This is a genomic window from [Clostridium] celerecrescens 18A (assembly GCF_002797975.1).
In the GTDB taxonomy this organism is placed as follows: Bacteria; Bacillota; Clostridia; order Lachnospirales; family Lachnospiraceae; genus Lacrimispora; species Lacrimispora celerecrescens.
This window is the reverse complement of the sequence record NZ_PGET01000001.1, coordinates 3,533,447-3,557,980: the sequence shown is the minus strand read 5'-3', so window position 1 is coordinate 3,557,980 and position 24,534 is coordinate 3,533,447. Positions and strand designations below refer to the sequence as shown.

Below are 24,534 nucleotides of genomic sequence, written 5' to 3'. Positions count from 1 at the left end.
GGAATCAGGTTATGATGAGAAAAGGTATTGTATTTGGTTTAACAGCGGCTATGGTGCTGTCACTTACGGCTTGCGGAGGCGGAAATGCGGAGACTACAAAAGCCCAGGAGGAGACTTCCGGAGGAAAGAGCAGCTTTTCCGTTGCAATGATAACGGATACAGGCGGAATCAATGACCAGTCCTTTAACCAGTCCGCATGGGAAGGCCTTACTGAGTTAAAGAACAAGACCGGTGCAGAGGTTAACTACATCGAGTCAAAGCAGGCATCAGATTTCGTAACGAATTTAGAGAGGCTGGGAGACAGCGGCGCCAATCTGTTATGGGGCGTAGGTTACGCCTGTGCCGATGCAGTGCTGGAGGCAGCCGGAAGCAATCCTGATATCCAGTATGCGATCATTGACAATGCTTATGAGGATACCCCTTCCAATGTGACTGGAGTTATGTTCCGTGCCCAGGAGCCATCCTTCCTGGTTGGATATGTGGCTGGACGTACCACACAGACCGGAAAAGTAGGTTTTGTAGGCGGAATCTCCTCAGGCTTAATCGACCAGTTCCAGTACGGCTATGAAGCCGGCGTAAAGTATGCGGCAAAAGAGCTTGGGAAAGATATTGATATTTCTGTGCAGTACGCAGAAAGCTTTAGTGATGCAGCCAAGGGAAAAGCCATTGCTGCAAGAATGTATTCTGATGGATGTGACGTGATCTACCACGCAGCTGGCGGTACAGGAACCGGTGTTATTGAGGCAGCAAAAGAAGCGGACAAGTGGGTAATCGGTGTAGACAGGGACCAGGCGTATCTGGCACCGGAAAACGTGTTGACATCTGCTCTTAAATTAGTTGGTAAAGCAGTACAGGAAGTATCAGAAGAAGCAATGAACGGCCAGGAGATTGGTGGTAAAACCCTTACCTTTGGCTTACAGGAAGACTGTGTGGGAATCCCTGAGGAGCATGGCAACATGCCGGAAGGTGTTTATGAGGATACCTTAAAGGTGCAGGATAAAATTAAGAACGGTGAACTGACACCGCCGACCACAAAAGAGGAATATGAAGCGTTCATCGCTAAATAGAAGAGAAAAAATTTTACACCGCAGGGATCGAAAGAGCCTGCGGTGTAAAACCGAAAGGAGAAAGCATTGACATGGTCACGGGAAACAGCGATTATGCGGTCCAGATGCACGGAATCACAAAAAGGTTCGGGGCATTTTACGCTTTGAAGGATATGAGTCTGGATGTTAAGAAGGGCAGCATTCATTCTCTTCTGGGTGAAAACGGTGCGGGGAAGTCGACGCTGATGAATGTACTGTACGGATTGTATCAGGCCGATGAGGGAGAAATCTTTATCAATGGGAAAAAGGTGGACATAAAAAATCCTAATGTGGCCATAGCAAACGGCATCGGCATGGTTCATCAGCATTTTATGCTGGTGGAGGATTTCACGGTCACACAGAATATTATTTTAGGAAATGAGACTACCTCCCGCGCAGGTATTGTAGATATGAAGAAGGCCAGGAAACAGATATTAGATATCGTGGAAAAATACGGGCTGGAAGTAGACCCGGATGCCAGAATCTGTGATATTTCCGTTGGTATGCAGCAGAGGGTTGAAATATTAAAAGCGTTGTACCGGGGAGCGGAACTATTAATCCTTGATGAGCCTACCGCCGTTTTGACCCCTCAGGAAATTGAAGATCTTCTCTCCATCATGCACAATCTGGTAGATGACGGAAAGGCGATTATCATCATCACTCATAAATTAAAGGAAATTAAAGCATCTTCCGATACCTGTACCATCATCCGCCGCGGCGAATACATTGATACGGTTCCGGTAGAGAAGGTTTCCGGACAAGAGCTGGCTGCGCTGATGGTGGGCCATGAAGTAAAGCTGGTGGTGGATAAGACTTCGGCAAAGCCGGGAGAAACGGTATTAGAAATCAAAGACCTTGTTGTGAAAAATGAGAGAAAGCTTGATGCAGTAAAGGGTTTAAACTTAAAGGTCCGTAAGGGAGAAATCGTGGGAATCGCCGGTATTGACGGAAACGGGCAGAAGGAGCTGGTGGAAGCGATCAGCAGCCTGGTTCCGGCAGAAAGGGGAAGCATTACGGTTTGTGGGAAACCTATCATCAACACAAATCCAAGGACGGTCATAGACAGCGGCGTCAGCATCATTCCTGAGGACCGGCAGAAAAGGGGCCTTGTCCTTGACTTCACTGTAAATGAGAACGCGGTATTGGAACGCTGCCGCAAAGAACCATTTTCCAGAAAAGGAATCTTAAATAAAAAGAAAATGGAAGAGTTTACCCAAACCCTCATCAAGGCGTATGATGTCCGGCCGGATGACTGCGGTTCCAGAAGGGTAGGGGAGCTTTCAGGCGGAAATCAGCAGAAGGTTATCATCGGACGTGAAGTCGCCATGAATCCGGATATACTGATTGCGGTACAGCCGACCAGAGGACTTGACGTAGGAGCCATTGAAACTGTGCATAAGACCCTGATCCGTGAAAGGGATAAAGGAAAAGCGGTGCTCTTGATCTCTTTTGAACTGGACGAGGTTATGAATGTTTCCGATACCATAGCGGTTATTTACGACGGAAAAATTCAAGATACGTTTCAGCAGGGAACCGTAGATGAAAATACGATTGGTCTATTAATGGCAGGAGGAAAGAATCATGGATAAAGCGATAAAGATATTAAAAAAACCATTAACAATGACATTGATCGCTGTTTTCTTTGGTTTTATCGTAGCGGGGATTATACTAGCGGCGGCGGGGTATCCGCCGGTTCATTCACTAGCCGTCTTGTTTGACGGAGTCTTTTCCAGTCCGAAACACATTTCCAATGTTATCATCAAAAGTACGCCTATCATTCTCACGGGAATCGGCGTTGCATTTGCGTTTAAGACCGGACTTTTTAACATCGGAGCCGAAGGACAGTTTATTATGGGATGTGTGGCATCTACCGTGGTCGGCATTCTGTTTGATTTTCCTCCGGTGATCCAGATTCCTCTCGTTGTCCTTGCTGGTGTGGCAGCCGGGGCAGTGTATGGAGGGATTGCAGGTTTCTTAAAGGCGAAGTTTGGCATTCATGAGGTTCTTACCAGTATCATGCTTAACTGGATTGCGCTTTATTTCTCTAATTATGTATGCTCCTTAAACCGGTTCCATAAGCCGGATACCATTGGAACGTACCCGATCAACCGTTCCGGTTATACGATGATTCTGGGAAATTACAAGACAACAGAGGCGGGAAAAGCGGCCCTTGCACAGAACGAATTTCTTCGCAGCACCGTTTTGAAAACAGATGTAAACGTTGGAATCATTATTGCAGTCATTCTGGCTGTGTTTATCTGGTTCCTTCTATATAAAACAGCTAAGGGATTTGAACTGAGAGCGGTAGGCTTTAATAAGAGCGCAGCGGAATTTTCTGGAATCTATGTAAACAGAAACATCCTGCACTCCATGCTTATATCCGGCGCGATCTGCGGGCTGGCTGCATCTCTTTATATCACCGGAAATTCTCCTCATGGCATTGCCACATTGGCAGCCTTTGAAAACACGGGCTTTAACGGATTATCCGTTTGTCTGATCGCGGCCAGTTCACCAATCGGCTGTATTTTTGCAGGGCTGCTGTTTGGAGGTTTAATATATGGCGGCCAGTCTTTGCAGTACGAAGTGGGTGCTCCGTCAGAAATTATCAACATCGTCATTGGTGTCATCGTTTTTTTCGTGGCGCTGACCCGTATCATTCCGCCGCTGGTGGACCGTTTTTCGAAGGGAGGTAAGAAACATGCTTAACAGTCTGATGCTATTCGTAGGCATTACACTTATGTATTCCACCCCTTTGGTATTTGCAGCATTGGGGGGAGTGGTGTCGGAGCGGTCCGGCGTTACCAATATCGGTATTGAAGGAATGATGACCATCGGAGCAGTTACAGGGGCTACTGTGGGTTATTATTCAGGAAGTGCCTGGGTAGGATTTTTTGCAGCCGGTCTGGCAGGAGGTGTTATTGCTCTTCTCCATGCCTTTGCGTCGATTACATGTAAGGCGGACCAGACGATATCCGGTATTGCCATCAATTTGATCGGACCTGGTGTGGCTCTGTTTGTCTGCCGCCTGCTTTTTGACGGTGCCACCATGTCGCTCCCGGTGCCTCATAAGATTCCAAAGGTGTTTGGGAGCTTAAACTCAAAGGCGTTTCAGAATTTAAATGTGGATGTGACCGTTGTCATCGCGTTTGTACTGGCTGTTTTTATCTGGTTCTTTCTATATAAAACAAAGTGGGGGCTTCATATCCGGGCAGTTGGAGAGCATCCGGCAGCAGCGGATACCATGGGACTCAACGTTTATAAAATCAGGTATATCTGTGTGCTGGTTTCGGGCATTTTAGCCGGACTGGGCGGTGCGTCCATGACCCTGGCCATCATCCCTCAATTTACGCCTACCGCGATCAGCGGACAGGGATTTATTGCACTGGCAGCCGTGATTTTTGGAAAATGGACTCCTCACGGGGCTTATGGTGCCTGCCTGTTATTCGGAGCAGCCCAGGCCCTTACCGTCACTCTGGGAGGGGGAAGATTTGCGGTTCCTTCGTCCATTCTGGCAATGCTTCCGTATCTCATTACTATCGTGATCCTGATCCTGTTTGTGGGGAAATCCTCTGCACCGAAAGCAAGCGGGCAGCCATACGAAAAGGATGCAAGGTAAGAGCTTAGAGGCAAGTAATGATTCCCGGCGGATCATAAATATGATATGATGAAATCAAAGAGAAAGAAACGTAAAGGAGCAAGATCGTGAACGATGCTATGTCTTTAATCAATGAACTTCACAGTGAGCCGCGGGAATATTTAAATAATTATCTGGCCAATGCGCCTAAATGGCTCCTGGAAGCCTTTAAGATAGTAAACCTGAAAAAGGGCACCACCTTTATTCATGAAAATGAAACCGTGGATACCATTTATATTCTGGTGGAAGGTGTTGTAAAGGCTACGGATTACCGGGTTCAGGAAATCGCCTACGACTATACCAGATTCTATCCGGTGGAGGTGTTTGGAGCCATGGAATTTCTCATGGGCTTTGAGCTGTACCGGACGACTCTGGTGACAGAAACGGACTGCCGGTTTCTCTGTGTATCCAAGGACCAGTTCAGCCGCTGGATGCTTTCAGATATCCATGCGGTTTTAGAACAGGTAAAGGCCATGGGCGTCTATCTTTTAGAGCAGGTAAGGAAGGAACGTCTGTTTTTATTTTTACAGGGAAGCGACAGACTATTCCTGCTCTTTATGGAGATTTACCGGAAATCATCCCACCGAGGGACCTGCCGCATACAGCTTGCAAGAAAAGATTTATCAAACAGTACCGGTCTTTGCATAAAGACCGTGAACCGGTGCGTCAGCCAGATGGAGGAGAAAGGGTATATTTCCCGGGAAGGAAGGACCATTATTATCGATGAAGAGCAGTACCGGCGGATTAAGGCGGTGGTTGCAGAAAAAATTGATGAGAATGAGATATAGAGAAGGGTGGATTAAGTATGACAAATTATTCAGAAACAGAAGGAAAGCAGTATCACCTCCAGGTTGGGAAAGGGGATGTGGGCAGATATGTCATTCTGCCCGGAGACCCCAAGCGCTGTGCCCTTATTGCAAAGTATTTTGACAATCCCAGACTGATCGCGGACAGCAGGGAGTACGTGACCTATACCGGTACGATAGACGGTAAGTTAGTCAGCGTCACATCTACGGGCATCGGCGGTCCTTCGGCGGCGATTGCCCTGGAGGAACTGGTGATGTCTGGTGCAGACACTTTCATCCGTGTCGGTACTTGCGGCGGAATGGATGTGGAGGTAAAAAGCGGGGATTTAGTCATTGCAAACGGAGCCATCCGCATGGAAGGCACCAGCCGGGAATATGCGCCCATTGAGTTTCCGGCAGTCCCGGATTTTAAAGTGACAGGCGCCCTGGCTGCTGCGGCAAAGGCCCTGGATAAGACCTGCCATGTAGGAGTTGTCCAGTGTAAGGATTCCTTTTATGGACAGCATTCTCCGGAAACAAAGCCAGTATCCTTTGAACTGTTAAACAAATGGGAGGCCTGGATGAAGCTGGGCTGCAAGGCTTCGGAGATGGAATCCGCGGCTCTGTTTGTAGCAGCCAGTGCGCTTAAGGTGAGGGTCGGTTCCATATTCCTTGTATTAGCGAACCAGGAACGGGCAAGACTTGGTCTTGAAAATCCGATTGTCCATGATACGGATGGGGCCATACGAACGGCAGTAGAAGCCATTCGTCTTATGATACAACAGGATGAATCATAAAAAAGGAGGAGATCAAATGGAGATGACACCAACTCCCCATAATGGGGCAAAAAAAGGTGAAATAGCAAAAACAGTTTTGATGCCGGGGGATCCTTTACGGGCAAAGTATATTGCGGAAACGTATCTGGAAAATCCGGTTCAGGTAACATCGGTCCGGAACATGCTTGGATTTACCGGAACCTATAAGGGGAAAGAACTTTCCGTTATGGGGGGCGGAATGGGAATGCCGTCCATGGGAATATATTCTTATGAGCTGTATCATTTTTATGATGTGGACCAGATTATCCGCATCGGTTCTGCTGGCTCCCTGCAGGATAAGGTAGAGCTTATGGATGTAGTGATCGCCATGGGAGCCTGTACGGATTCCAATTATGCTTACCAGTATGGGCTTCCGGGTACATTTGCGTCTATTGCTGATTATGAGCTCCTGGCCAAAGCGGTAGAAGCGGCCGGAAAGCAGGGAACGAAAGCGGTTGTGGGCAATGTGCTGTCCAGCGATATATTTTATAATGCTGACAGCGGGGTTAATGACAAGTGGCGCAATATGGGAGTTCTGGCTGTTGAGATGGAAACAGCGGCTTTATATATGAATGCAGCAGCAGCCCGCAAAAAGGCTCTCTGTATGCTGACGATTTCCGATCTTGTTTATGGCGATGAAAAGCTGAGCGCAGAGGAGAGGCAGCTTGGATTTGGAAAAATGATAGAAATCGCCCTGGAATTGTAGATTACAGAAAAAACATGGCTCCGATTTTGGGAGAGGGTGGTGGCCAGGAGGTTGGTAATGAAAGAAGAAACAATGGAAGGTGTTTGCCAGAGCGGGGCTTTGGCCGGAACAGAGCTTCCTGTAAAGGAAATGATTGATCAGGCATTTGAGGCTATGGGAAAAGCATATGCTCCATATTCAGGATTTAAGGTGGGAGCGGCGCTTTTATCAGCTGAAGGCACTTTGTATCAGGGCTGCAATATCGAAAATGCAGCCTATACTCCAAGCAACTGCGCGGAACGCACGGCATTTTTTAAGGCGGTCAGCCAGGGGGAAAAGGAATTTAAAGCAATCTGCATCGTTGGAGGAAAAGAGGGGATCCCTACAGGGCTTACAGCCCCTTGCGGAGTCTGCCGCCAGGTAATGATGGAATTCTGCGACCCGGAAACATTTCAGATCATATTAGCGGCAGAAAGAGAAGAGTATAAGATATTTTATTTAAAGGAACTGCTGCCCATGGGCTTTGGGCCGAAAAATTTATAAAATACTAAAAACGCTATGCAATTGAGAGCTAAGCACTTTATGAATAAGGGCTTGGCTCTTTCTGTTTTTATCCGGATGATTTATATAAATAAATCAATTGATAACTGGCAGCATTTTTGTTAGAATTATGTAATAAAAAAGAATTGAGGGAATATCATGAAAGGAAGTATTTTCTGTCAAATAATAATACAATAAAGTTCCCTCATCTGTCTTATAATGAGGATGTCAGAAAGTGCTTCCCGCAAAGAAAGACGGCACAATATAGAACGATTGTCATAAATTGTATATTGCTGTCAAAGCTGCTTTGTGATACCATTTAATTATTCTATAATGGAAAAAGAGGATGTTTTAAGTGATAAGAGAACGACTACATAAGTGGTGTAAAATCGCAGGGATGTTTATAACCACTGCCATTATGCTTTTGATTCCCTGCGCATCTTATATTCTATTTGAATATGTGACTGGCAATTTGCTGACCATTCCCCTGACCATGGCTGTTTTAAATATAGGCTGGATCTACTTAATATATCTTGCAGTGTTCGCTGTCAGCGGCAGTACCAGGATAGGGATCCCGCTCACAACGGTTTTTCTCTATATTGTTTCTGTAGCAGAATATCTGGTTACAGGCTTTCGGGGAAGGCCTATTATGATATGGGATGTTTTGGCCTTGCGCACTGCAATGAGTGTGGCAGGAAATTATGAATTTGTCTTCACAAAGGAAATGTACCTTGCTTGTCTGGGAGTCCAGGTAATCTGTCTCTTTGCCTTGTTATTTCCTATAAGGGTAAGGGGCAGGAATAAACGTCTTGTCTTTGCCGGTGGAGGTACCGGTGTTGTCCTTAGCTTTATTTTATGGTTTTATTCATGCCTGATCCCGTATAAAGGCCTGGAAATTAATATGTGGGAAGTCAATGAGACCTATCAGGAATATGGATATGTGCTTTCAACGGCTGTCTCCTTTAATTATGCAGTGAAGAAAAAACCAAAGGGTTACAGCTATGCAAAGGTAAAACAGATTTATGATACTGTAAAAGAGGACAATCAGGTTCTTCTGGCTTCAGCCGGAGATGTTGATGTGGAAAGTGAAGAAAAGATAACTCCGGTCAATATTATATGCATTATGAATGAGAGCTTTTCTGACTTAAAAGCAGCAGGAAATTTTAAAACGAACCAGGAGTACTTTCCTTTTTTAGACAGCTTAAAGGAAAATACAGTGAAGGGAAGCCTATACGTTCCTATATTTGGTTCTTTGACCAGTAATTCTGAGTTTGAATTTCTGACAGGAAACTCGATTTCCCAGCTTCCGGCTAACAGCATTGCCTACCAGTTTAATGTCAAGCCCAATACATACAGCCTTGTAAGTACATTAAAATCCCAGGGCTATGATACCGTTGCCATGCACCCTTATCCAAAAGAGAACTGGAACCGTCAGGAGTGTTACCGCAACATGGGGTTTGATGAATTTCTGGATATTGAGGATTATGAAGGCAGTGAGCAGCTTAGAAACTATATCAGTGACCGCGCAGATTACGATAAGCTGATAGAAAGAGTGGAATCCAAGGAGAATCAGGAGGATAAACTTTTTCTTTTTAATGTGACCATGCAGAACCATGGTGGCTATGATACTCTGTTTGATGATTTTGATCAGGAGGTATGGCTGACTGGAAGTCTAAAGGGAAAATACCCAAAGGCTGATCAGTACTTATCTCTTATGAAGCGGTCAGATGAAGCCCTGGAATATTTGATCTCTTATTTTGAACAAAGCCCGGAGCCTACCATGATCGTTCTTTTTGGGGATCACCAGCCAAGTGTGGAAGATGAATTCTTTGATGAGATATCAGGGACGCCCAGCAGTCTTGTGAAGAATCAGGACCGGCTGATGTGGTACCAGACCCCGTTTATGATCTGGACCAATTATAAGACGCAGGCAGAGGAAAAAGGGAAAATGGGAGCCATTTATCTTTCCTCAGAGTTGTTAAAGAGAGCCGGGGTCACTATGACGCCTTATCAGCAGTTTCTCCTTAAGTTGGAAGAGACATTCCCAGTAGTACACCCGATTGGATGCCTGGATCAGGAGGGAACTTACTATTCCTGGGAGGCCTTAAGTAATCCGGAGAATCCATACAGTGACTTGATTAAGAATTATGAATATCTGGTATATAACCACATTTTTGATGGGAAAAAGCTTAAGGAGATGTTTTCCTTAGAAACTGATTAGCCATGGTGTTTGTTACCAAAATTCAAATAAGAAAGGCGGATGGGGCAGGAAGATGCCCCATCCGCCTTTCTTATTTGATTTTTCCGCACATCCCTGCCGCGAATCAGCACTTGTCCGGACTTAACGTTCCCCTTGCAGCGGGTCATAGTCTGAGCAGCTTAAACGCATCATTGATAAAGAATTTATCCGGTCCTTACGGTTTTTTTACGAATACGTAATAAAAACGTTATTGTAAAAAGCAGGGAAATTGGTTATTATTGTATGGAACCTGATAAAGACAACATGGAGGGATGCGAAGATGAAGGAAATAAATATAGGCAGGGTGATGACTGGACTTTTTACCGCTGCATTTTTATGCTGTGCCTCTGCCTTTGTTGCGCTGGCAGATGTAGGCGCGGCCGGTGTACAGGCAACAATTCAGTCCTGTCTGGTCAATTCTGATAAGAACAGCGTAACGGTCCAGGCAGATAGCAATGCTGATATGGGGGGAACGGATGGGGTCCTCTACCTGGTGGAGCTTCAGCCTTACCAGAAGAATCTTGACGGCAGGACGGATTATGCGGCTTCCGCTGCACCGGGAAACAAGGTTACCTTTACATTTCCATTGAACCGTAATACGGTCCAGGACAGACTTTACAGCAAATTCGTCATTGCTGTCTGGGATGGAACAAAATATATTGAAATCAGCAAACCTCATTATATTACAAACCCTGAAATGGTTGCTGCAAATACCCAGCCATTTAACGATCCTCTTACTAAAAAGGGCTTAAACATTCAGCTTAATATGCTGGGGGATGCCTTTGAATTAGGTGTGAAGCACGTAGCCACCAATATCTCTTTTCATCAGATCCTGGGCCAGGGAATTGATTACCAGTATGATGGAAAGACCTATCATTTTGATAAGAATGCCATTACAAGCTATGACGAGACGATCAGTGCTTTATCCGGGAAAGGTATGACAGTAACCGCCATTATATTAAATGGCTGGAATGACGCCGAACCGAATCTGATCTATCCTGGAACAAAGAAAAATGCCAATGCATTTTACTACATGTTCAATCCGGCGACCCAGGAAGGGCTGGACCAGACCAGAGCTATTGCTGCTTTCCTGGCAGAACGGTACAGCGGTTCCAATCCAAACTATGGAAAGATATCAAACTGGATCATTGGGAATGAGATCAACAACCAGCAGTGGAATCATCTGGGGGAAAGGGATATTAACAGTTACGTCCAGGCTTACCAGGATGCTTTCCGGATTTTCTACACGGCCATTAAAAGTACCAGTGCCAATGACCGGGTATATTACTCCCTGGATTATAACTGGAACAATGAAATTGATAACAAGCTGAAATACGGCGGAAGAGCGATTGTAGATACCTTTAATTCCATTGCCAATGAACAGGGGCAGATGGATTGGGGGCTGTCCTATCATCCATATCCCTGTCCGATGACAGAACCGGAATTCTGGGATGATGAGAAGACCGGATTAATCACCAATGATTTTAACTCTCCGGTTATTAACTTTAAGAACCTTACCACACTGACGGATTACATGGCTCAGGATTCTCTAAAATCCCCCACCGGCCATGTGCGTCACATCATTCTGACAGAACAGGGATTTACGGCAACAAGCCAGACAAGAGGCAATGTAGCTCAGATTCAGGCAGCCGCTTATGCGTATTCCTATTACATGGTTGACAGCAATCCTCATATTGATGCTTATATCTTAAGCCGTCAGGTGGATGCCCCTCTGGAGGTGAGGAGCGGTTTATCCTTCGGACTTTGGGAATGTTCCATGGACCGGGGAGATGACATTGTAGCCACAAGGCGCCGTAAAATCTGGCAGGTATTCAGAGATATTGATAAAAAGAAATACACGCTGGAGTCAACGGAGTTTGCCAAATCCATCATAGGAATTGAGAAATGGTCTGATGTTGTTCCAAACTTCCGGTGGAGATCCCTGGAGAAATAAAACCGGCAATTGAATAACGAATATTTGGTTTTTTAAGCATGATGGCCGCCTTTAAAATTATTTTAAAGGCGGTTCTTTGTATTTTGAATTCCTTTTAAAACATCATAGTATGAAAAAAAGTTTCATAAATCATTGAATATATTGAAAAAATAATACAACAAAGCTAGAATGATATCAGGTAAAAAAATTGTAATATTTCTTCTGGCTTTAAAGAAAGGAGAAGAAATGCATGAAAGGTCTACTTGTAAGGATTGACAGCTATCTCCAGGAGGCTGGAGAAGCGGAAAAAGAGCTGATAAAAAGACTGCACAAAAATCCGGAATCAGTCCTCCGAAAGAGTATTAAGGAGATTGCCAAAGAAACTTATACCTCTCCGGCAACGGTCGTAAGGCTATGCAAAAAACTGGGCTGTAAAGGATATAAGGATTTTCAGAATACCCTTGCTTATGAAGTGGCTTTATTCCAGGAGAGCAGGGATATTGCGTTTCAGAAGATCACACGGGAAGATTCCATGGAGGACATTATTTATAAGGTCACAAAGAAAAATATCGAATCCCTGGAAACCACTCAAAAGCTTATAGAGCCTAAGGTAGTAATAGAATGTGTGAGGCTGTTGGAAAACAGCAGAACCGTTACCTTATTTGGACTGGGAACCTCCCTTCTGGCGGCAAGAGATTTGTACTTAAAGCTCCTAAGGGCCGATGTGATATGTAATGTCTGCGACGACTGGCATACTCAGTTACTGGCTGCCAGAAATTTAAGAAAGGGTGATCTGGCCATTGCCATCAGCTATTCAGGACTTACGGAAGAAATACTTCAGTGCGTAAAGGAAGCAAAAGGAAATGGGGCAAAGGTGATCGCCATAACAAGGGCAGTGGAATCGGAACTGGCTTCTGAAGCTGATTTCGTCCTTCCTGTTGCCGCAACAGAGCTGATACACCGAAGCGGTGCCATGTCCTCCCGCATTTCACAATTAAATGTAATAGACATTTTTTTTACTGCTTATGTTAATAGAAATTATGATGTGTGTATGAGTAAGTTTACGAAAAATTATATACAGAAGAAAGGAAGTACAGAGCATGATTGATTTGTCAGTGCTGACAACAGAGTCCCGCAATTCGGATACCATGAACCTGGATGAAATGACACCGCTTCAAATTGCGGCCATCATGAACCAGGAAGATGAAAAGGCCGTAAAAGCCGTGGAGGAAGTGCTGCCCCAGATTGCCACAGCAATTGAATGGGCAACAGACAGCCTGAAAGCAGGAGGCCGAATCATATATATTGGTGCTGGAACATCCGGTCGCCTTGGAGTACTGGATGCGGTAGAATGTCCACCCACCTTCGGCGTTTCCAGAGAACTGGTAGTAGGCCTGATTGCAGGCGGGGATAAAGCTTTTGTAGAGGCAGTAGAAGGAGCCGAGGACAGTGAGACCTTATGTGAGGCGGATTTAAAGGAAATTGGCCTTACCTCAAAGGATATTGTGATCGGACTGGCGGCGTCTGGCCGAACACCCTATGTGATCTACGGCCTTGATTTTGCAAATAAAACAGGCTGTCATACCGTAGCAATCGCATGTAATAAAGGATCTGATGTTGGAAAAAAAGCAAGGCTGGCCATTGAACCGGTGACAGGACCTGAGGTATTGACCGGATCAACCAGATTAAAGGCAGGAACCGCACAAAAGATGATCCTCAATATGATTTCAACAGGAAGCATGGTCGGAATCGGGAAAGCCTATGAAAATCTTATGGTGGATGTAAAGCAGAGCAACGAAAAACTGGTAGTAAGATCACAGAACATTGTGATGACAGCAACAGGCTGCACCAGGGAAGAGGCCGAAACGGTATTAAAACAGGCAGAAGGACATGTTAAAACTGCTATTACGATGATTTTGCTGGACTGTGAACCAGAGGCTGCAAGACAAAAGTTATCACAAGCCGGAGGGAAGATCCGCGAGGCTTTGAAATAAAAGAAAGGAGTTTTAACGTTTTAATTAGTAACTTAACTATATTTTCAAAGGAGGATTATCGTGAATTACAAGCAAATCAGTGAACAATTATTAACGCTGCTTGGGGGAAAAGCGAACATAACTTCCAATGCTGCCTGCATGACAAGGCTTCGCGTCGGCTTAAGGGATACATCAAAGGCTGATATTGAAGGTGTAAAAAAGGTAGAGGGAGTTCTTGGAGTTGTTGAGAGTGACACGCTCCAGATTGTATTTGGACCGGGGAAAGTAAATAAGGTATTGGACGAATTTTATAAGCTGACAGGACTTGCAAAAGGCCAGGCTGAGAATGGACCGGATCAGGATATTAATGAAGTTGCTAAGGAAAATAAAGCGCTTCAAAAGGCAAAATATGATAAACCGGTACAGAGATTTTTAAAGAAGATCTCCAATATTTTCGTAGCGCTGCTTCCAGGCATCATTGCAGCAGGTTTGATCAACGGTATTTGTAATGTTATTAATGTTTCTACCGGCGGTTCACTTTTAGGAGTTTGGTGGTATCAATGCATCCGGACGATGGGCTGGGCACTGTTTGCTTACCTGCCTATCCTGGTTGGTTACAATGCTGCAAAGGAATTCGGCGGTTCAGGAGTACTTGGAGCGATTGCAGGTGCTATGTCTATTGCCAACCCGGGTATGCCTCTCCTTGCAACGGTAAAGGATGCACAGATTCTTCTTCCTATTACTAATACAGCTTTTAATCCGGCTTCCGGCGGTCTTTTGGCAGCTCTGATCGCAGGCGCATTCTTTGCTTTTCTTGAAAAGAATATCAGAAAGCGTATGCCTGACTTAATTGATACCTTTGTAAGCCCTCTTTTAGTACTTATCATTGGCGGTATTGTTGCCCTGCTGGTAATTCAGCCTTTGGGCGCAGGCTTAACAAAGGTGATCTTTGCCCTCTTAAGCTTTGTATATGAAAAAATGGGCGTTGTAGGAGGATATATTTTATCAGCAGGCTTCCTTCCTTTGGTTGCAGTAGGCTTGCATCAGGCATTGACCCCGATCCATGCCCTGCTAAATGATCCGGAAGGTGCAACAAAGGGAATCAATTACCTTCTTCCAATCCTTATGATGGCAGGCGGCGGACAGGTAGGTGCCGGCATTGCACTGTATGTAAAGACAAAGAACGTAAAATTAAAAAGATATATCCGTGATTCCATACCAGTAGGTATTCTTGGAATCGGAGAGCCTATGATGTATGCAGTGACCCTGCCTCTTGGCAGATCCTTTATTACCGCCTGCATCGGTGCTGGATTCGGAGGAGCTGTTGCAGCTCTCATGCACATTGGTACCGTTTCTCAGGGTGTATCCGGTTTGTTTGGTCTGCTGATTGTCCAGCCTGGACAGCAGATTGGTTACATTATATCAATGCTTATTGCTTATGCAGGGGGCTTCCTGGTAACCTATTTCTTCGGTGTGGATGAGGACAGAATCAATGAGGTATATGGAGAATAAATGAATACAGGAATTTCAATCTATTTTTCAAGTGGAATGGAAAAGAATGAACGCTTAATAAAGAAAGCGATAAAGAGCGGAGTGAAGTATGCGTTTACTTCACTCCACATTCCAGAGGAAACAGGAATCGATTACCGTTCGGATGTATTAAAGCTTCTTAGCATGTGCAGGGAAGGCGGGTTAAATCTCATTGTGGATGTGGGTCCAGAGACCCTGGAAAAGTTTGAAACAGACAGCATAGCAGAGCTTAAAGAGCTTGGAATCACCCATGTCCGCCTTGATTATGGTTTTGATGCAAAAGAGACGGTAGAGATTTCCAAGGATTTTTATGTGGTATTTAATGCCTCAACCATTATGGAGGAAGAGCTTTTAGAGTGGAAAAAGTATGGGGCTGATTTCACCAGATTTACTGCATGCCATAACTTTTATCCCAAGCAGTTTACAGCCCTGTCATTGAAACAGACAAAGGAAATGAACCAGAGACTACAGTATCTTGGTTTTACTACCATGGCTTTTGTACCTGGGAATCTGGAACTGAGAGGTCCCTTGTTTGAAGGTCTTCCCACGGTGGAAGAGCACAGGGGAAGGAAAGACCAGGTGCTTTTGAACATGCTGGAACTCTTCTATGATGGTTCCTGCGATGTGGTGCTGATCGGAGATGTGGATGTAGAAGAAGGGGACTGGATGGATATCCAATGCTTAAGCCAGGATTATGTGGAGCTTAAGGCAGATATTCGTTCTCCCTACGTATTTGTAAGAGATATCATTCATCATGACAGACCGGATTCCAGCGGATACGTTATTCGTTCCCAGGAGTCAAGACAGTATAAGCAGGAAATCAAGCCTGATCATGAGAATCAGGTTCAAGTAAGGAAGCAGGGAAGTATCAGCATTTCCAATGAGAATTATTTAAGGTATATGGGAGAACTGGAAATTGCCAGAGTTGATCTGCCTGGAGAGGATAGGGTAAATATCATAGGACGGGTACATGACTCTTATATGAAATATTTGCCTTATATTCAGAAAGGGCTTGGAGTGAAACTTATATAATTCAATTATTAAAAAAGTCTGTAACCATTGGTAAGACCAGGGGGACAGGCTTTTTTTGGAAGAATTATTATTTGCGAATGTAGAAAACACGTTTGTTACATTGTGGTATAGGTCCGCAGTGCAGCCCGTGAGTCTGGCAGATTCGCTGGCTCACTGGCATTCGCCCTATGAAATAAGACAGAAGAAGATTTTCTTATGTGCAGGCACAACGAAAATCTTCTTCTGTCTTATTTCGCACTGCTCATTGCTGGTGTGAATAATTCCAGGTCAGGGCCTCATATGCATCTAGAAGACCTCCGCTTACCATCTTCCCTGATAGGGTATCAAGCTTTCTGCTGGAATTTAAAAGTATTGTTTTTACATCTGACAGGGAAATGTCCTGCCGGTAGGAATAGAGCATAGCAGCCACACCTGTTACCATGGGAGCGGCCATAGAAGTGCCGCTCATAAAACCGTAGGCATTTCCTGGAACAGTGCTTAATATGTAGCTGCCGGGGGCGGCTATATCAACGCTTGTTGCGCCATAGTTGGAATCCTTGCTTAAGGTTCCGTCAAACAAGAGGTTCGCCACGGATATTATGTTGTCATAGGGGAGGGAAGCAGGATAAACAGGGTAGATATCTGTATCATATCCCAGCCCGGAGATTCCGCCGTTACCACAGGATACCACAAACAGCATACGGGAATTTTTCATGGTCTGTGCAAGTTCCTCGCTGTAAGCTGTGGTGCCCATGCTTAAGTTGCAGATGGAAGCGCCATGAGCTTCGGCATAATGGATTGCCTGGATCACAGCTTCCGGGGATCCAAGCCCGTCTTCGCCTCCCAGGGCTTTTAAAGGCATGATCTTTACGTAGTTATTGTCCGTGATCCCGGCAATGCCGTAGACTCCCCGGGCGGCGCTGATCGTTCCTGCCGCATGGGTTCCATGGCTATCCTCGCTGCCGGTAAAGATCTGGTTGTTTCCGGAATAAAAATTCCATCCATGAATATCATCTACATATCCGTCGCCGTCGTTATCGATTCCATCCCCGTCAATCTCACCGGGATTGGTCCATATGGCATTTTTAAGCTCCAGGTGATTGATATCAATGCCGGTATCGATGATGGCGACTATGACAGAGCGCTTGTTCTCAGCCTGATCGTAAAGCTTCCATGCAGGCTGTACATTAATATCGATTCCGGTGACGGCACCGATCACTGTTGATTCATAGTCCCCGGGACCAGGCTTAATCGTACCATCTTTTGATTTCCGCCCATCGTAAATATTATCAATGGCCTTAAATTTGGATTTTAACTCTATAAGGCGGAATTCCCCGTCATTTTTTAGTCCCCACTGATAAGTGGAAAATTCATCCGCGGGGGATAGGTTTATAAGACCGGGGCCGAGGGCCATAGTCTGCAGTGCTTGTCCACTGTCTGAAGATTGTGCCGAAAGTGCGCTGGTTAAGGCTGTTTCGGAGCCTTTTACGGGAACAGGGCTGTTAAAAAACGGCAGGCCTGCAAGTAGGAAGGCTAGGATCAGACAAGCGGCGCGAGTTGTTTTTTTCATGGTTTCTATCTCCTTATATATAAAGCAATCATTGAAAGTGCTCCTATTATATCATATACTCTACGCGGTAGGTTTGAAAAAAATGTGAAAAATGTAAAAATTTTACATCATTTGGCTGAAAAGCCTCTGAAAGGCTACATTTGACCAGTCAGAATTGTTTTGATGAAAATAGTTTGATAAAGCTTCTTGTCCTGTGATAAAATATAAAAATGCAGAGAGGAGGGCTTTCATGGAAGAAAAATATTTTCGAAATAAGATTACATGGTTTACATTTCTTTATAGTTTTCTGGTCATATGGGTTCACTCTTACAATGCGGTGCTTTTCTTAGGTACCACCAGTCTGGCTTACAAGACAGACTGGATGGAACGGTTTTTAGGAGGCACGGTGGCGCAGATTGCCGTACCGGGGTTCTTCCTGATTTCCTCTTATCTTTTCTTTCGCGGCTTTACCTTAGACCGCCTCCTGGTAAAGTGGAATTCCAGAATACGGAGTGTCCTGGTTCCCTATATCGTATGGAATTTCCTTTATTATCTTGGATATGTTATCGGCAGCCGGATCCCGGTGCTTTCTGATGTCATTGGAAAGGGAAAGATTCCTTTTACGTTTCCTATGGCGGCCGAATCGGTCCTCCATTATACGTATAACTATGTATTCTGGTATTTAAACCAGCTGATCCAGTTGATCCTTCTGGCGCCACTTATTTATATCATTGTGAAGCGGAAGGAAATTGGGTGTCTGTTTCTTGCGGTAATTCTTGCTGCAATCTATATGGGAGGTATGCTTCCTTTTTTAAATCTGGATGCTTTGTTTTATTATTCGTTCGGAGCATTTGCAGCCATCCATGGGAAAAAGATCGTAGAAGGGTCCTGGAATATAAAATATCTTAAGGCAGGCGCCGCGGTTATTATGGCAGGCTTTTTGCTTCATTGGGTTGATTTTCCGGGGTTTATAAAAGGAGAGATGGCAGCTTCTGACGTATGTTTCCGGCTTCTTATTCCAGTGGGATTATGGCTTATGGTACCGGAGAGACAATTGATAGAAGCAAAGGAATGGATGAAGCAAAATTTTTTTCTGTATGCCACTCACTTTGCCATGGTGAGGCTAATTAACAAAACGGGAGCATTGCTGCTCCCGACTGTGATAGCAGTGCCATTTGGGCTTTTTCTGCTTATGCCGCTTTTATGTGTTTTCTTCAGCTATCAGATAGGCCGGTTTTTCAGACGTTTTCTTCCGACCCTATGGTATTTGCTAAACGGTGGGCGCTGATAAGGGTTCTAAGCGTCTGCCGACCATCTTCCGGATGCGCCGCAGGGCAGAAGAAGGCCGGTTCTTGTGACCGGAAGCCCTATTTCACCGGACTGGACAAAACCACCGTATTTTTGTTTCACCTCGATAGAAATCATGTAAGTTAATACAGAAGGAGCCAATCCTGTGGTATAGGAATTGATAAGGAAAAACAGTGGTTTATCGGATAAAAGCTGGGTGCAAAGCTGAACAAGAGGATGAATGGCGTCTTCTATTTTCCAGATTTCGCCCTTTGGCCCTCTCCCATAGGATGGAGGATCCATAATGATTGCATCGTAATGGTTTCCCCTTCTGATTTCTCTTTCAACGAATTTTACGCAGTCATCCACGATCCATCGGATGGAGGCGGAATCCAGATTGGAGGAGCGGGCGTTTTCCTTGGCCCAGCCGACCATACCCTTGGACGCATCTACATGAGTGACGGAAGCCCCTGCTTTTGCGGCTGCCAGGGTAGCACCTCCGGTGTAGGCGAATAAGTTAAGCACTTTTACCGGCCGTCCGGCCTGTTTTATTTTCTCACTGAACCAGTCCCAGTTTGCCGCCTGTTCCGGGAAGAGTCCTGTATGTTTAAAACTGAAGGGCTTTAATTGAAAGGTTAAATCCTTGTAGCTGATTGTCCATTGCTCCGGAAGGTCAAAAAATTCCCACTCACCGCCGCCCTTAGCGCTGCGATGATAGTGGCCGTTCATCTTTTTCCAGCCTTTTTCCGTCTTGGGAGTGGACCAGATAACCTGTGGGTCAGGACGTATAAGGAGATAATTCCCCCAGCGTTCAAGCTTTTCTCCTTCTGAACAGTCTATCACTTCATAATCTTTCCAGCCGTCTGCAATCCACATAATTGGTGCCGCCCTTTCCATAAATAGTTAATAGTAGTTTTCTCAAATGACAAATGATATGTTCAATGAGCCAAAAGCAAATTTGAACTTCCTTGATTATACTGGATAGAGCCTGGAGCGTCAAGTACGGGAGAATTGATGGAAAAGGGCCGATATTCACACCTTGTCTTTTGTCCTATATAATATAGTATAAATTAAAATAATGAGGTGTAAATTTATGTGCTGTTTTAATATAGGCTTTTCTGCCTGCGGAGGCGGCTGGAATAATGGAGGCTGCAACCGGTGTAATTGGGGCTGTAATAACGGCTGTAACTGGGGCTGGTCGAATGGATGTAATTGGGGTTGCTGCAATCGGGGCTGCTGCAACCGATGGAATAGATGCTGCGGTAACTGGGGCTGTAACAATCGCTGCAATTAGATTTAAAAAGAATGGCTGAATCTTTTAACTTAAGAAACTTAGTGGGACTGAATTCTGTATTAGCAGGATTCAGTCCTGTTCGTTTGCCTGTTTTTCATTCGAATTGATATAATAGTAAATCTCATTTTGCTATATTTATAGCAGAGCATTTTCGGATAAAGACCCATAAAAGACAAGGGAAATAATTTCGTAATAGAATTGAAAGATTAAAACAGTTGAATAATCTGAAATTAATTGTTAAAATAAATTATAGCAAAAAAGGAAATCCTTGTAAGGAGTGAAGATATGAAAAGAAAAGGTCTCATCATGCTGGCTGTTACCGCCATGCTGACGGTTGGTGCCGTGTCTGTGGAGTCTTATGCAGCAGAAGGTTGGGCTCAGTCTGGAAGCACCTGGGTTTATTATGATACAAGCGGGAATAAGGTGACGAACACCTGGAAAAAGGGAGCGGACAACCTTTGGCGTTATTTAAACTCCTATGGAGAGATGTCCGTTAATACCTGGGTGGAAAATACCTATTATATGGACTCCAACGGAATTCTTGTTACGGATAAATGGATGAAGTTTCAGGATTCAAGCAGTTCCCAGTACAAGTGGTATTATTTCGGCAGCAGCGGAAAAGCCATTATGGATAACTGGTCCAAGATCAATAACAAATGGTATTATTTTGATCCCAATGGAGAGATGCAGACTGGCTGGGTCCTTGATGACATGTATTATTGTGGAACAGACGGAGCCATGCGTACCGGCTGGCAAAAGCTCTTTTCACCAAACAGCGATAACGATGGGGACCGTGTTACTCCAGGGGATAATGACGATGGAAAGTTTTGGTACTATTTTAATGACAGCGGTAAAAAGTATGTTCCAAAGAATATTTCCGGAGATTATGCTACCTATAAGATTGACGGTGTCGCTTACTGCTTTGACTCAGATGGAGCGCTTCAGACCGGCTGGAAGAACGTAGGAGTTGATAATGCGGAGTATGACATCCAAAATTATAAATACTATGACAGCAATGGCAAGCTGAGAGTAGGCTGGTATTCCGTGGAACCGCCTCAGGATCTGTCTGGCTATGAAGAGAGTGTGGAATGGTTTTATTTCTCAAGTTCAGGAATTCCAAAGACCGGTCCGAAGGAAGGAGATGCCACTACTCAGAATATAACTAAAATTAATGATAAGACCTATCTGTTTAATAACCTGGGCAATCCTGTATATGGTCTGCAGAAGGTGATGATTGGAAGTACATCCGAATATACGGCATTCTATTTCGGAGATAAGAAGACCAGTACCATGCAAAAGGGCAAGGTAAAGGTAATTGAAGGAGACGGCGACGAGGCCACCTATTATTTCAGTGACAGCGGCCGCGGCTATACCGGAGTTAAGGACGGTTCCCTGTATTATATGGGAAAGCTTCAATGTGCGGATGAAGGAACAAAGTATGAAGCCATTGCCATTCCTACAGGAAGCACTACCACCACCTATGTTGTGAACACTTCCGGTAAGGTATCCAAAAATACAACGGTAAAGAACGCTGATGGTGTAAAATATAAGACCGGAAGCAATGGAAATTTATTAAAAGTGGATGATGCAAATCCAAGCGGAGAGGGAAGAACCCCTACAGAACCTGTCTGGGAATAGGAAAAAAGCGATCAAAGGCGCAAAACCTGGAAAATCAGATTTTGCGCCATTTTTTTGAAAAAAATGCTTGCAATGTAAAAAAAAATATGTTATCATACAAAGGCTGTGGCATGATAGCTGTGAAGCGTGAGGTTGCTGCTTATATAAGCAGGTTTTCCGTGGAGCGAATGTCAAGTTAGGAAACTGGCGACAAGTCACTGTACAATTTAAAATCCTGTTTATTTAAACAGGAAGTCAGTGTGGGGTCTTTGATGACACACACGGGAACGTGTACAGTCACCGCTTGTCGTACTTCTACTAAGTGCGAAAAGGAGGCGACTTTTTTTATGGCAAGTCAAGTAATGAGAATCACATTAAAAGCGTATGATCATCAGTTGGTTGATCAGTCTGCGGGCAAAATCATCGACACTGTAAAAAAGACAGGATCAAAAGTGAGCGGACCGGTGCCGTTACCAACCAAGAAGGAAGTGGTAACCATCTTAAGAGCGGTTCACAAGTACAAAGATTCCAGAGAGCAGTTCGAGCAGAGAACGCATAAGAGACTCATTGATATCATTACACCAAGCCAGAAAACTGTTGATGCATTATCCAGACTGGAAATGCCGGCAGGTGTGTACATCGATATCAAGATGAAGAATAAATAATCTTCATCAGAACCATTATGGAAATTGTTCCATGCATGTCCTGAAGGGTTTTAATATAGAAGCAACACTTTTTCCTGTAAGGAATCAACATCTCCAATAGCGAAAGTGAGAAGAAAGTGTTTGCACTTTCGTCGAACGGCGAATGGTGATCATGATTGCAGCGCAATCATGATACCGCCAGGCGGAGTCATAGTGTTCCATGTATATTGGACTGTTCTAGGATGATTGCGAAAGCAATCCGCTGTAGAATTAACAAACAGGAGGTAAAAACATGAAGAAGGGTATTTTAGCTACCAAAGTCGGAATGACACAGATCTTCAATGAGAACGGAGTCTTAACTCCGGTAACAGTTCTTCAGGCAGGTCCTTGTGTAGTTACACAGGTTAAGACTGTTGAGAACGATGGTTACAGTGCAGTACAGGTTGGTTATGTTGATAAGAGAGAAAAGCTCGTCAGCAAGCCAATTAAGGGCCATTTTGATAAGGCCGGTGTATCTTACAAGAGATACGTAAGAGAGTTTAAGCTTGAGAATGCTGCCCAGTATTCTGTAAAAGATGAAATCAAAGCTGAGATCTTCGCAGCAGGCGACAAGATCGATGCAACCGCAATCTCCAAAGGTAAAGGTTTCCAGGGTGCTATTAAGAGACACGGACAGTCCAGAGGACCTATGGCTCACGGTTCTAAGTTCCACCGCCATGCTGGTTCCAACGGTGCAGCTTCTGACCCTAGCAAGGTATTCAAGGGCAAAAAGATGCCTGGCCAGATGGGTAATAAGAAGGTGACAATCCAAAACCTCGAAATCGTTAAGGTTGATGCAGAAAACAACCTGATTCTGGTTAAGGGTGCTATACCAGGACCTAAGAAGTCTTTAGTAACAATCAAGGAAACAGTAAAAGCATCTAACTAATGCTTTTATCAGAAAGGAGGATCACACAGATGGCAAACGTATCTGTTTACAATATGGAAGGTAAAGAAGTTGGCACAGTAGAGTTAAACGATGCAGTGTTCGGTGTAGATGTAAATGAGCATCTCGTACACATGGCAGTCGTAAGCCAGCTTGCAAATAAGCGCCAGGGCACACAGAAAGCAAAGACACGTGCAGAAGTATCTGGCGGCGGAAGAAAACCGTGGAAGCAGAAAGGAACCGGTCATGCAAGACAGGGTTCAACAAGATCTCCCCAGTGGACAGGCGGTGGAGTTGTATTTGCTCCTACACCAAGAGATTATACAATCAAACTTAACAAGAAGGAAAGAAGACTTGCTCTTAAGTCCGCTCTGACCAGCAGAGTAAATGAGAATAAGTTCATCGTTGTTGACGAATTAAAGTTTGATGAGATCAAGACAAAGAAATTCCAGACTGTTTTAAATAACTTAAAGGTATCCAAAGCTCTTGTAGTTGTTGGCGACGACAGTGCAAACGCAGTAATGAGCGCAAGAAACATCGCAGCTGTTAAGACTGCTTCTGCTAACACCATCAACGTATACGATATCTTAAAGTACAACACAGTTGTTGCTACCAAGACTGCTGTTGCAGCAATCGAGGAGGTGTACGCATAATGGCAGATATTAAGTATTACGACGTAATCCAGAAGCCTGTAGTAACTGAGAAGAGCATGAACGCTATGGCGTCCAAGAAGTACACATTTATTGTACACACAGATGCTAATAAGGCTATGATCAAAGAAGCTGTTGAGAAGATGTTCCCAGGTGCAAAGGTTGCCAGCGTGAACACCATGAACTTAGATGGAAAGACCAAAAGAAGAGGAATGACTTTTGGAAAGACTTCTAAGACAAAGAAAGCTATCGTTCAACTGACAGCTGACAGCAAAGACATCGAAATCTTCGAAGGACTGTAAGATCGGGACGCTTGGTGAGAATTTATTCAAGCCCGG

Annotated in this window: 23 protein-coding genes; 21 read left to right on the top strand and 2 right to left on the bottom strand. The window is 44.6% G+C overall.

The genetic code is table 11. From position 1 onward, the window contains the following. Nucleotides 1–11 precede the first annotated feature (11 nt). The 14 genes from H171_RS16240 to H171_RS16170 all read left to right on the top strand — a co-directional run bounded on the left by H171_RS16240 (nt 12) and on the right by H171_RS16170 (nt 16,251). A complete protein-coding gene (locus H171_RS16240) occupies nt 12–1,067 on the top strand; it encodes a BMP family ABC transporter substrate-binding protein (RefSeq protein WP_330404255.1) in 1,056 nt (351 codons plus the stop codon). 71 nt (nt 1,068–1,138) lie between these two features. Continuing rightward, nucleotides 1,139–2,674, top strand: a complete 1,536-nt coding sequence (locus H171_RS16235) for an ABC transporter ATP-binding protein (protein ID WP_100306069.1) — start codon at nt 1,139–1,141, stop codon at nt 2,672–2,674. Next, a complete protein-coding gene (locus H171_RS16230) occupies nt 2,667–3,791 on the top strand; it encodes an ABC transporter permease (protein ID WP_100306068.1) in 1,125 nt (374 codons plus the stop codon). Before H171_RS16235 ends, H171_RS16230 begins: the two co-directional genes overlap by 8 nt. Then, nucleotides 3,784–4,701 carry an ABC transporter permease gene (locus H171_RS16225; RefSeq protein WP_092240481.1) on the top strand — a complete coding sequence of 306 codons (918 nt, stop codon included), beginning with the start codon at nt 3,784–3,786 and terminating at the stop codon, nt 4,699–4,701. The genes H171_RS16230 and H171_RS16225 overlap by 8 nt, the downstream gene beginning before the upstream one ends. An 86-nt stretch (nt 4,702–4,787) precedes the next feature. Further along, nucleotides 4,788–5,507, top strand: coding sequence for a Crp/Fnr family transcriptional regulator (locus tag H171_RS16220; protein WP_025231309.1), 720 nt, complete (start codon nt 4,788–4,790; stop codon nt 5,505–5,507). Between the two features lie 17 nt (nt 5,508–5,524). After that, complete coding sequence (udp, locus tag H171_RS16215; RefSeq protein ID WP_100306067.1) at nt 5,525–6,301, top strand: uridine phosphorylase; 777 nt, start codon at nt 5,525–5,527, stop codon at nt 6,299–6,301. A 16-nt stretch (nt 6,302–6,317) separates the two neighbouring features. Then, nucleotides 6,318–7,025, top strand: coding sequence for a purine-nucleoside phosphorylase (deoD, locus tag H171_RS16210; protein WP_100306066.1), 708 nt, complete (start codon nt 6,318–6,320; stop codon nt 7,023–7,025). A 57-nt stretch (nt 7,026–7,082) separates the two neighbouring features. Next, nucleotides 7,083–7,547 carry a cytidine deaminase gene (locus tag H171_RS16205; RefSeq protein ID WP_330398845.1) on the top strand — a complete coding sequence of 155 codons (465 nt, stop codon included), beginning with the start codon at nt 7,083–7,085 and terminating at the stop codon, nt 7,545–7,547. Between the two features lie 394 nt (nt 7,548–7,941). Continuing rightward, nucleotides 7,942–9,765, top strand: a complete 1,824-nt coding sequence (locus H171_RS16200) for an LTA synthase family protein (RefSeq protein WP_100306065.1) — start codon at nt 7,942–7,944, stop codon at nt 9,763–9,765. Between the two features lie 298 nt (nt 9,766–10,063). Beyond that, complete coding sequence (locus H171_RS16190; protein ID WP_100306063.1) at nt 10,064–11,737, top strand: DUF5722 domain-containing protein; 1,674 nt, start codon at nt 10,064–10,066, stop codon at nt 11,735–11,737. 229 nt (nt 11,738–11,966) lie between these two features. Further along, complete coding sequence (locus H171_RS16185; protein WP_100306062.1) at nt 11,967–12,824, top strand: MurR/RpiR family transcriptional regulator; 858 nt, start codon at nt 11,967–11,969, stop codon at nt 12,822–12,824. Next, nucleotides 12,817–13,710 (top strand): N-acetylmuramic acid 6-phosphate etherase, encoded by an 894-nt coding sequence (murQ, locus tag H171_RS16180; protein WP_100306061.1) that lies wholly within the window; start codon nt 12,817–12,819, stop codon nt 13,708–13,710. The genes H171_RS16185 and murQ overlap by 8 nt, the downstream gene beginning before the upstream one ends. 60 nt (nt 13,711–13,770) lie before the next feature. Continuing rightward, a complete protein-coding gene (locus H171_RS16175; RefSeq protein WP_100306060.1) occupies nt 13,771–15,201 on the top strand; it encodes a PTS transporter subunit EIIC in 1,431 nt (476 codons plus the stop codon). Further along, entirely contained in the window at nt 15,202–16,251 is a 1,050-nt protein-coding gene (locus H171_RS16170; RefSeq protein ID WP_100306059.1) for a MupG family TIM beta-alpha barrel fold protein, read from the top strand. A 241-nt stretch (nt 16,252–16,492) separates the two neighbouring features. Here H171_RS16170 and H171_RS16165 read toward each other — a convergent pair whose 3' ends face one another. Next, nucleotides 16,493–17,800 carry a S8 family peptidase gene (locus H171_RS16165; RefSeq protein ID WP_100306058.1) on the bottom strand — a complete coding sequence of 436 codons (1,308 nt, stop codon included), beginning with the start codon at nt 17,798–17,800 and terminating at the stop codon, nt 16,493–16,495. 229 nt (nt 17,801–18,029) lie between these two features. Between H171_RS16165 and H171_RS16160 the strand changes: the two genes are divergently transcribed. Then, nucleotides 18,030–19,067, top strand: a complete 1,038-nt coding sequence (locus H171_RS16160; protein WP_100306057.1) for an acyltransferase family protein — start codon at nt 18,030–18,032, stop codon at nt 19,065–19,067. An 8-nt stretch (nt 19,068–19,075) separates the two neighbouring features. Here H171_RS16160 and H171_RS16155 read toward each other — a convergent pair whose 3' ends face one another. After that, on the bottom strand, nt 19,076–19,942 hold the full coding sequence (locus H171_RS16155) for a class I SAM-dependent methyltransferase (protein ID WP_100306056.1): 867 nt from the start codon (nt 19,940–19,942) through the stop codon (nt 19,076–19,078). A 266-nt stretch (nt 19,943–20,208) separates the two neighbouring features. Between H171_RS16155 and H171_RS24195 the strand changes: the two genes are divergently transcribed. From H171_RS24195 to rplW, 6 genes are all read left to right on the top strand, one after another. Next, entirely contained in the window at nt 20,209–20,379 is a 171-nt protein-coding gene (locus H171_RS24195) for a hypothetical protein (RefSeq protein ID WP_157803174.1), read from the top strand. A gap of 266 nt (nt 20,380–20,645) precedes the next feature. Then, the gene (locus H171_RS16150) at nt 20,646–21,998 is read left to right on the top strand and encodes a cell wall-binding protein (protein ID WP_100306055.1); all 1,353 of its coding nucleotides are present in this window, start codon (nt 20,646–20,648) and stop codon (nt 21,996–21,998) included. 326 nt (nt 21,999–22,324) lie between these two features. Then, nucleotides 22,325–22,642 carry a 30S ribosomal protein S10 gene (rpsJ, locus tag H171_RS16145; protein WP_013274341.1) on the top strand — a complete coding sequence of 106 codons (318 nt, stop codon included), beginning with the start codon at nt 22,325–22,327 and terminating at the stop codon, nt 22,640–22,642. Nucleotides 22,643–22,913: 271 nt separating this feature from the next. Next, nucleotides 22,914–23,549 (top strand): 50S ribosomal protein L3, encoded by a 636-nt coding sequence (rplC, locus tag H171_RS16140; protein ID WP_100306054.1) that lies wholly within the window; start codon nt 22,914–22,916, stop codon nt 23,547–23,549. A 29-nt stretch (nt 23,550–23,578) separates the two neighbouring features. Further along, nucleotides 23,579–24,199: a 50S ribosomal protein L4 gene (rplD, locus tag H171_RS16135; protein ID WP_038281357.1), complete on the top strand. Its 621-nt coding sequence runs from the start codon at nt 23,579–23,581 to the stop codon at nt 24,197–24,199. Beyond that, complete coding sequence (gene rplW / locus H171_RS16130) at nt 24,199–24,498, top strand: 50S ribosomal protein L23 (protein WP_054740792.1); 300 nt, start codon at nt 24,199–24,201, stop codon at nt 24,496–24,498. Before rplD ends, rplW begins: the two co-directional genes overlap by 1 nt. Nucleotides 24,499–24,534 lie beyond the last annotated feature (36 nt).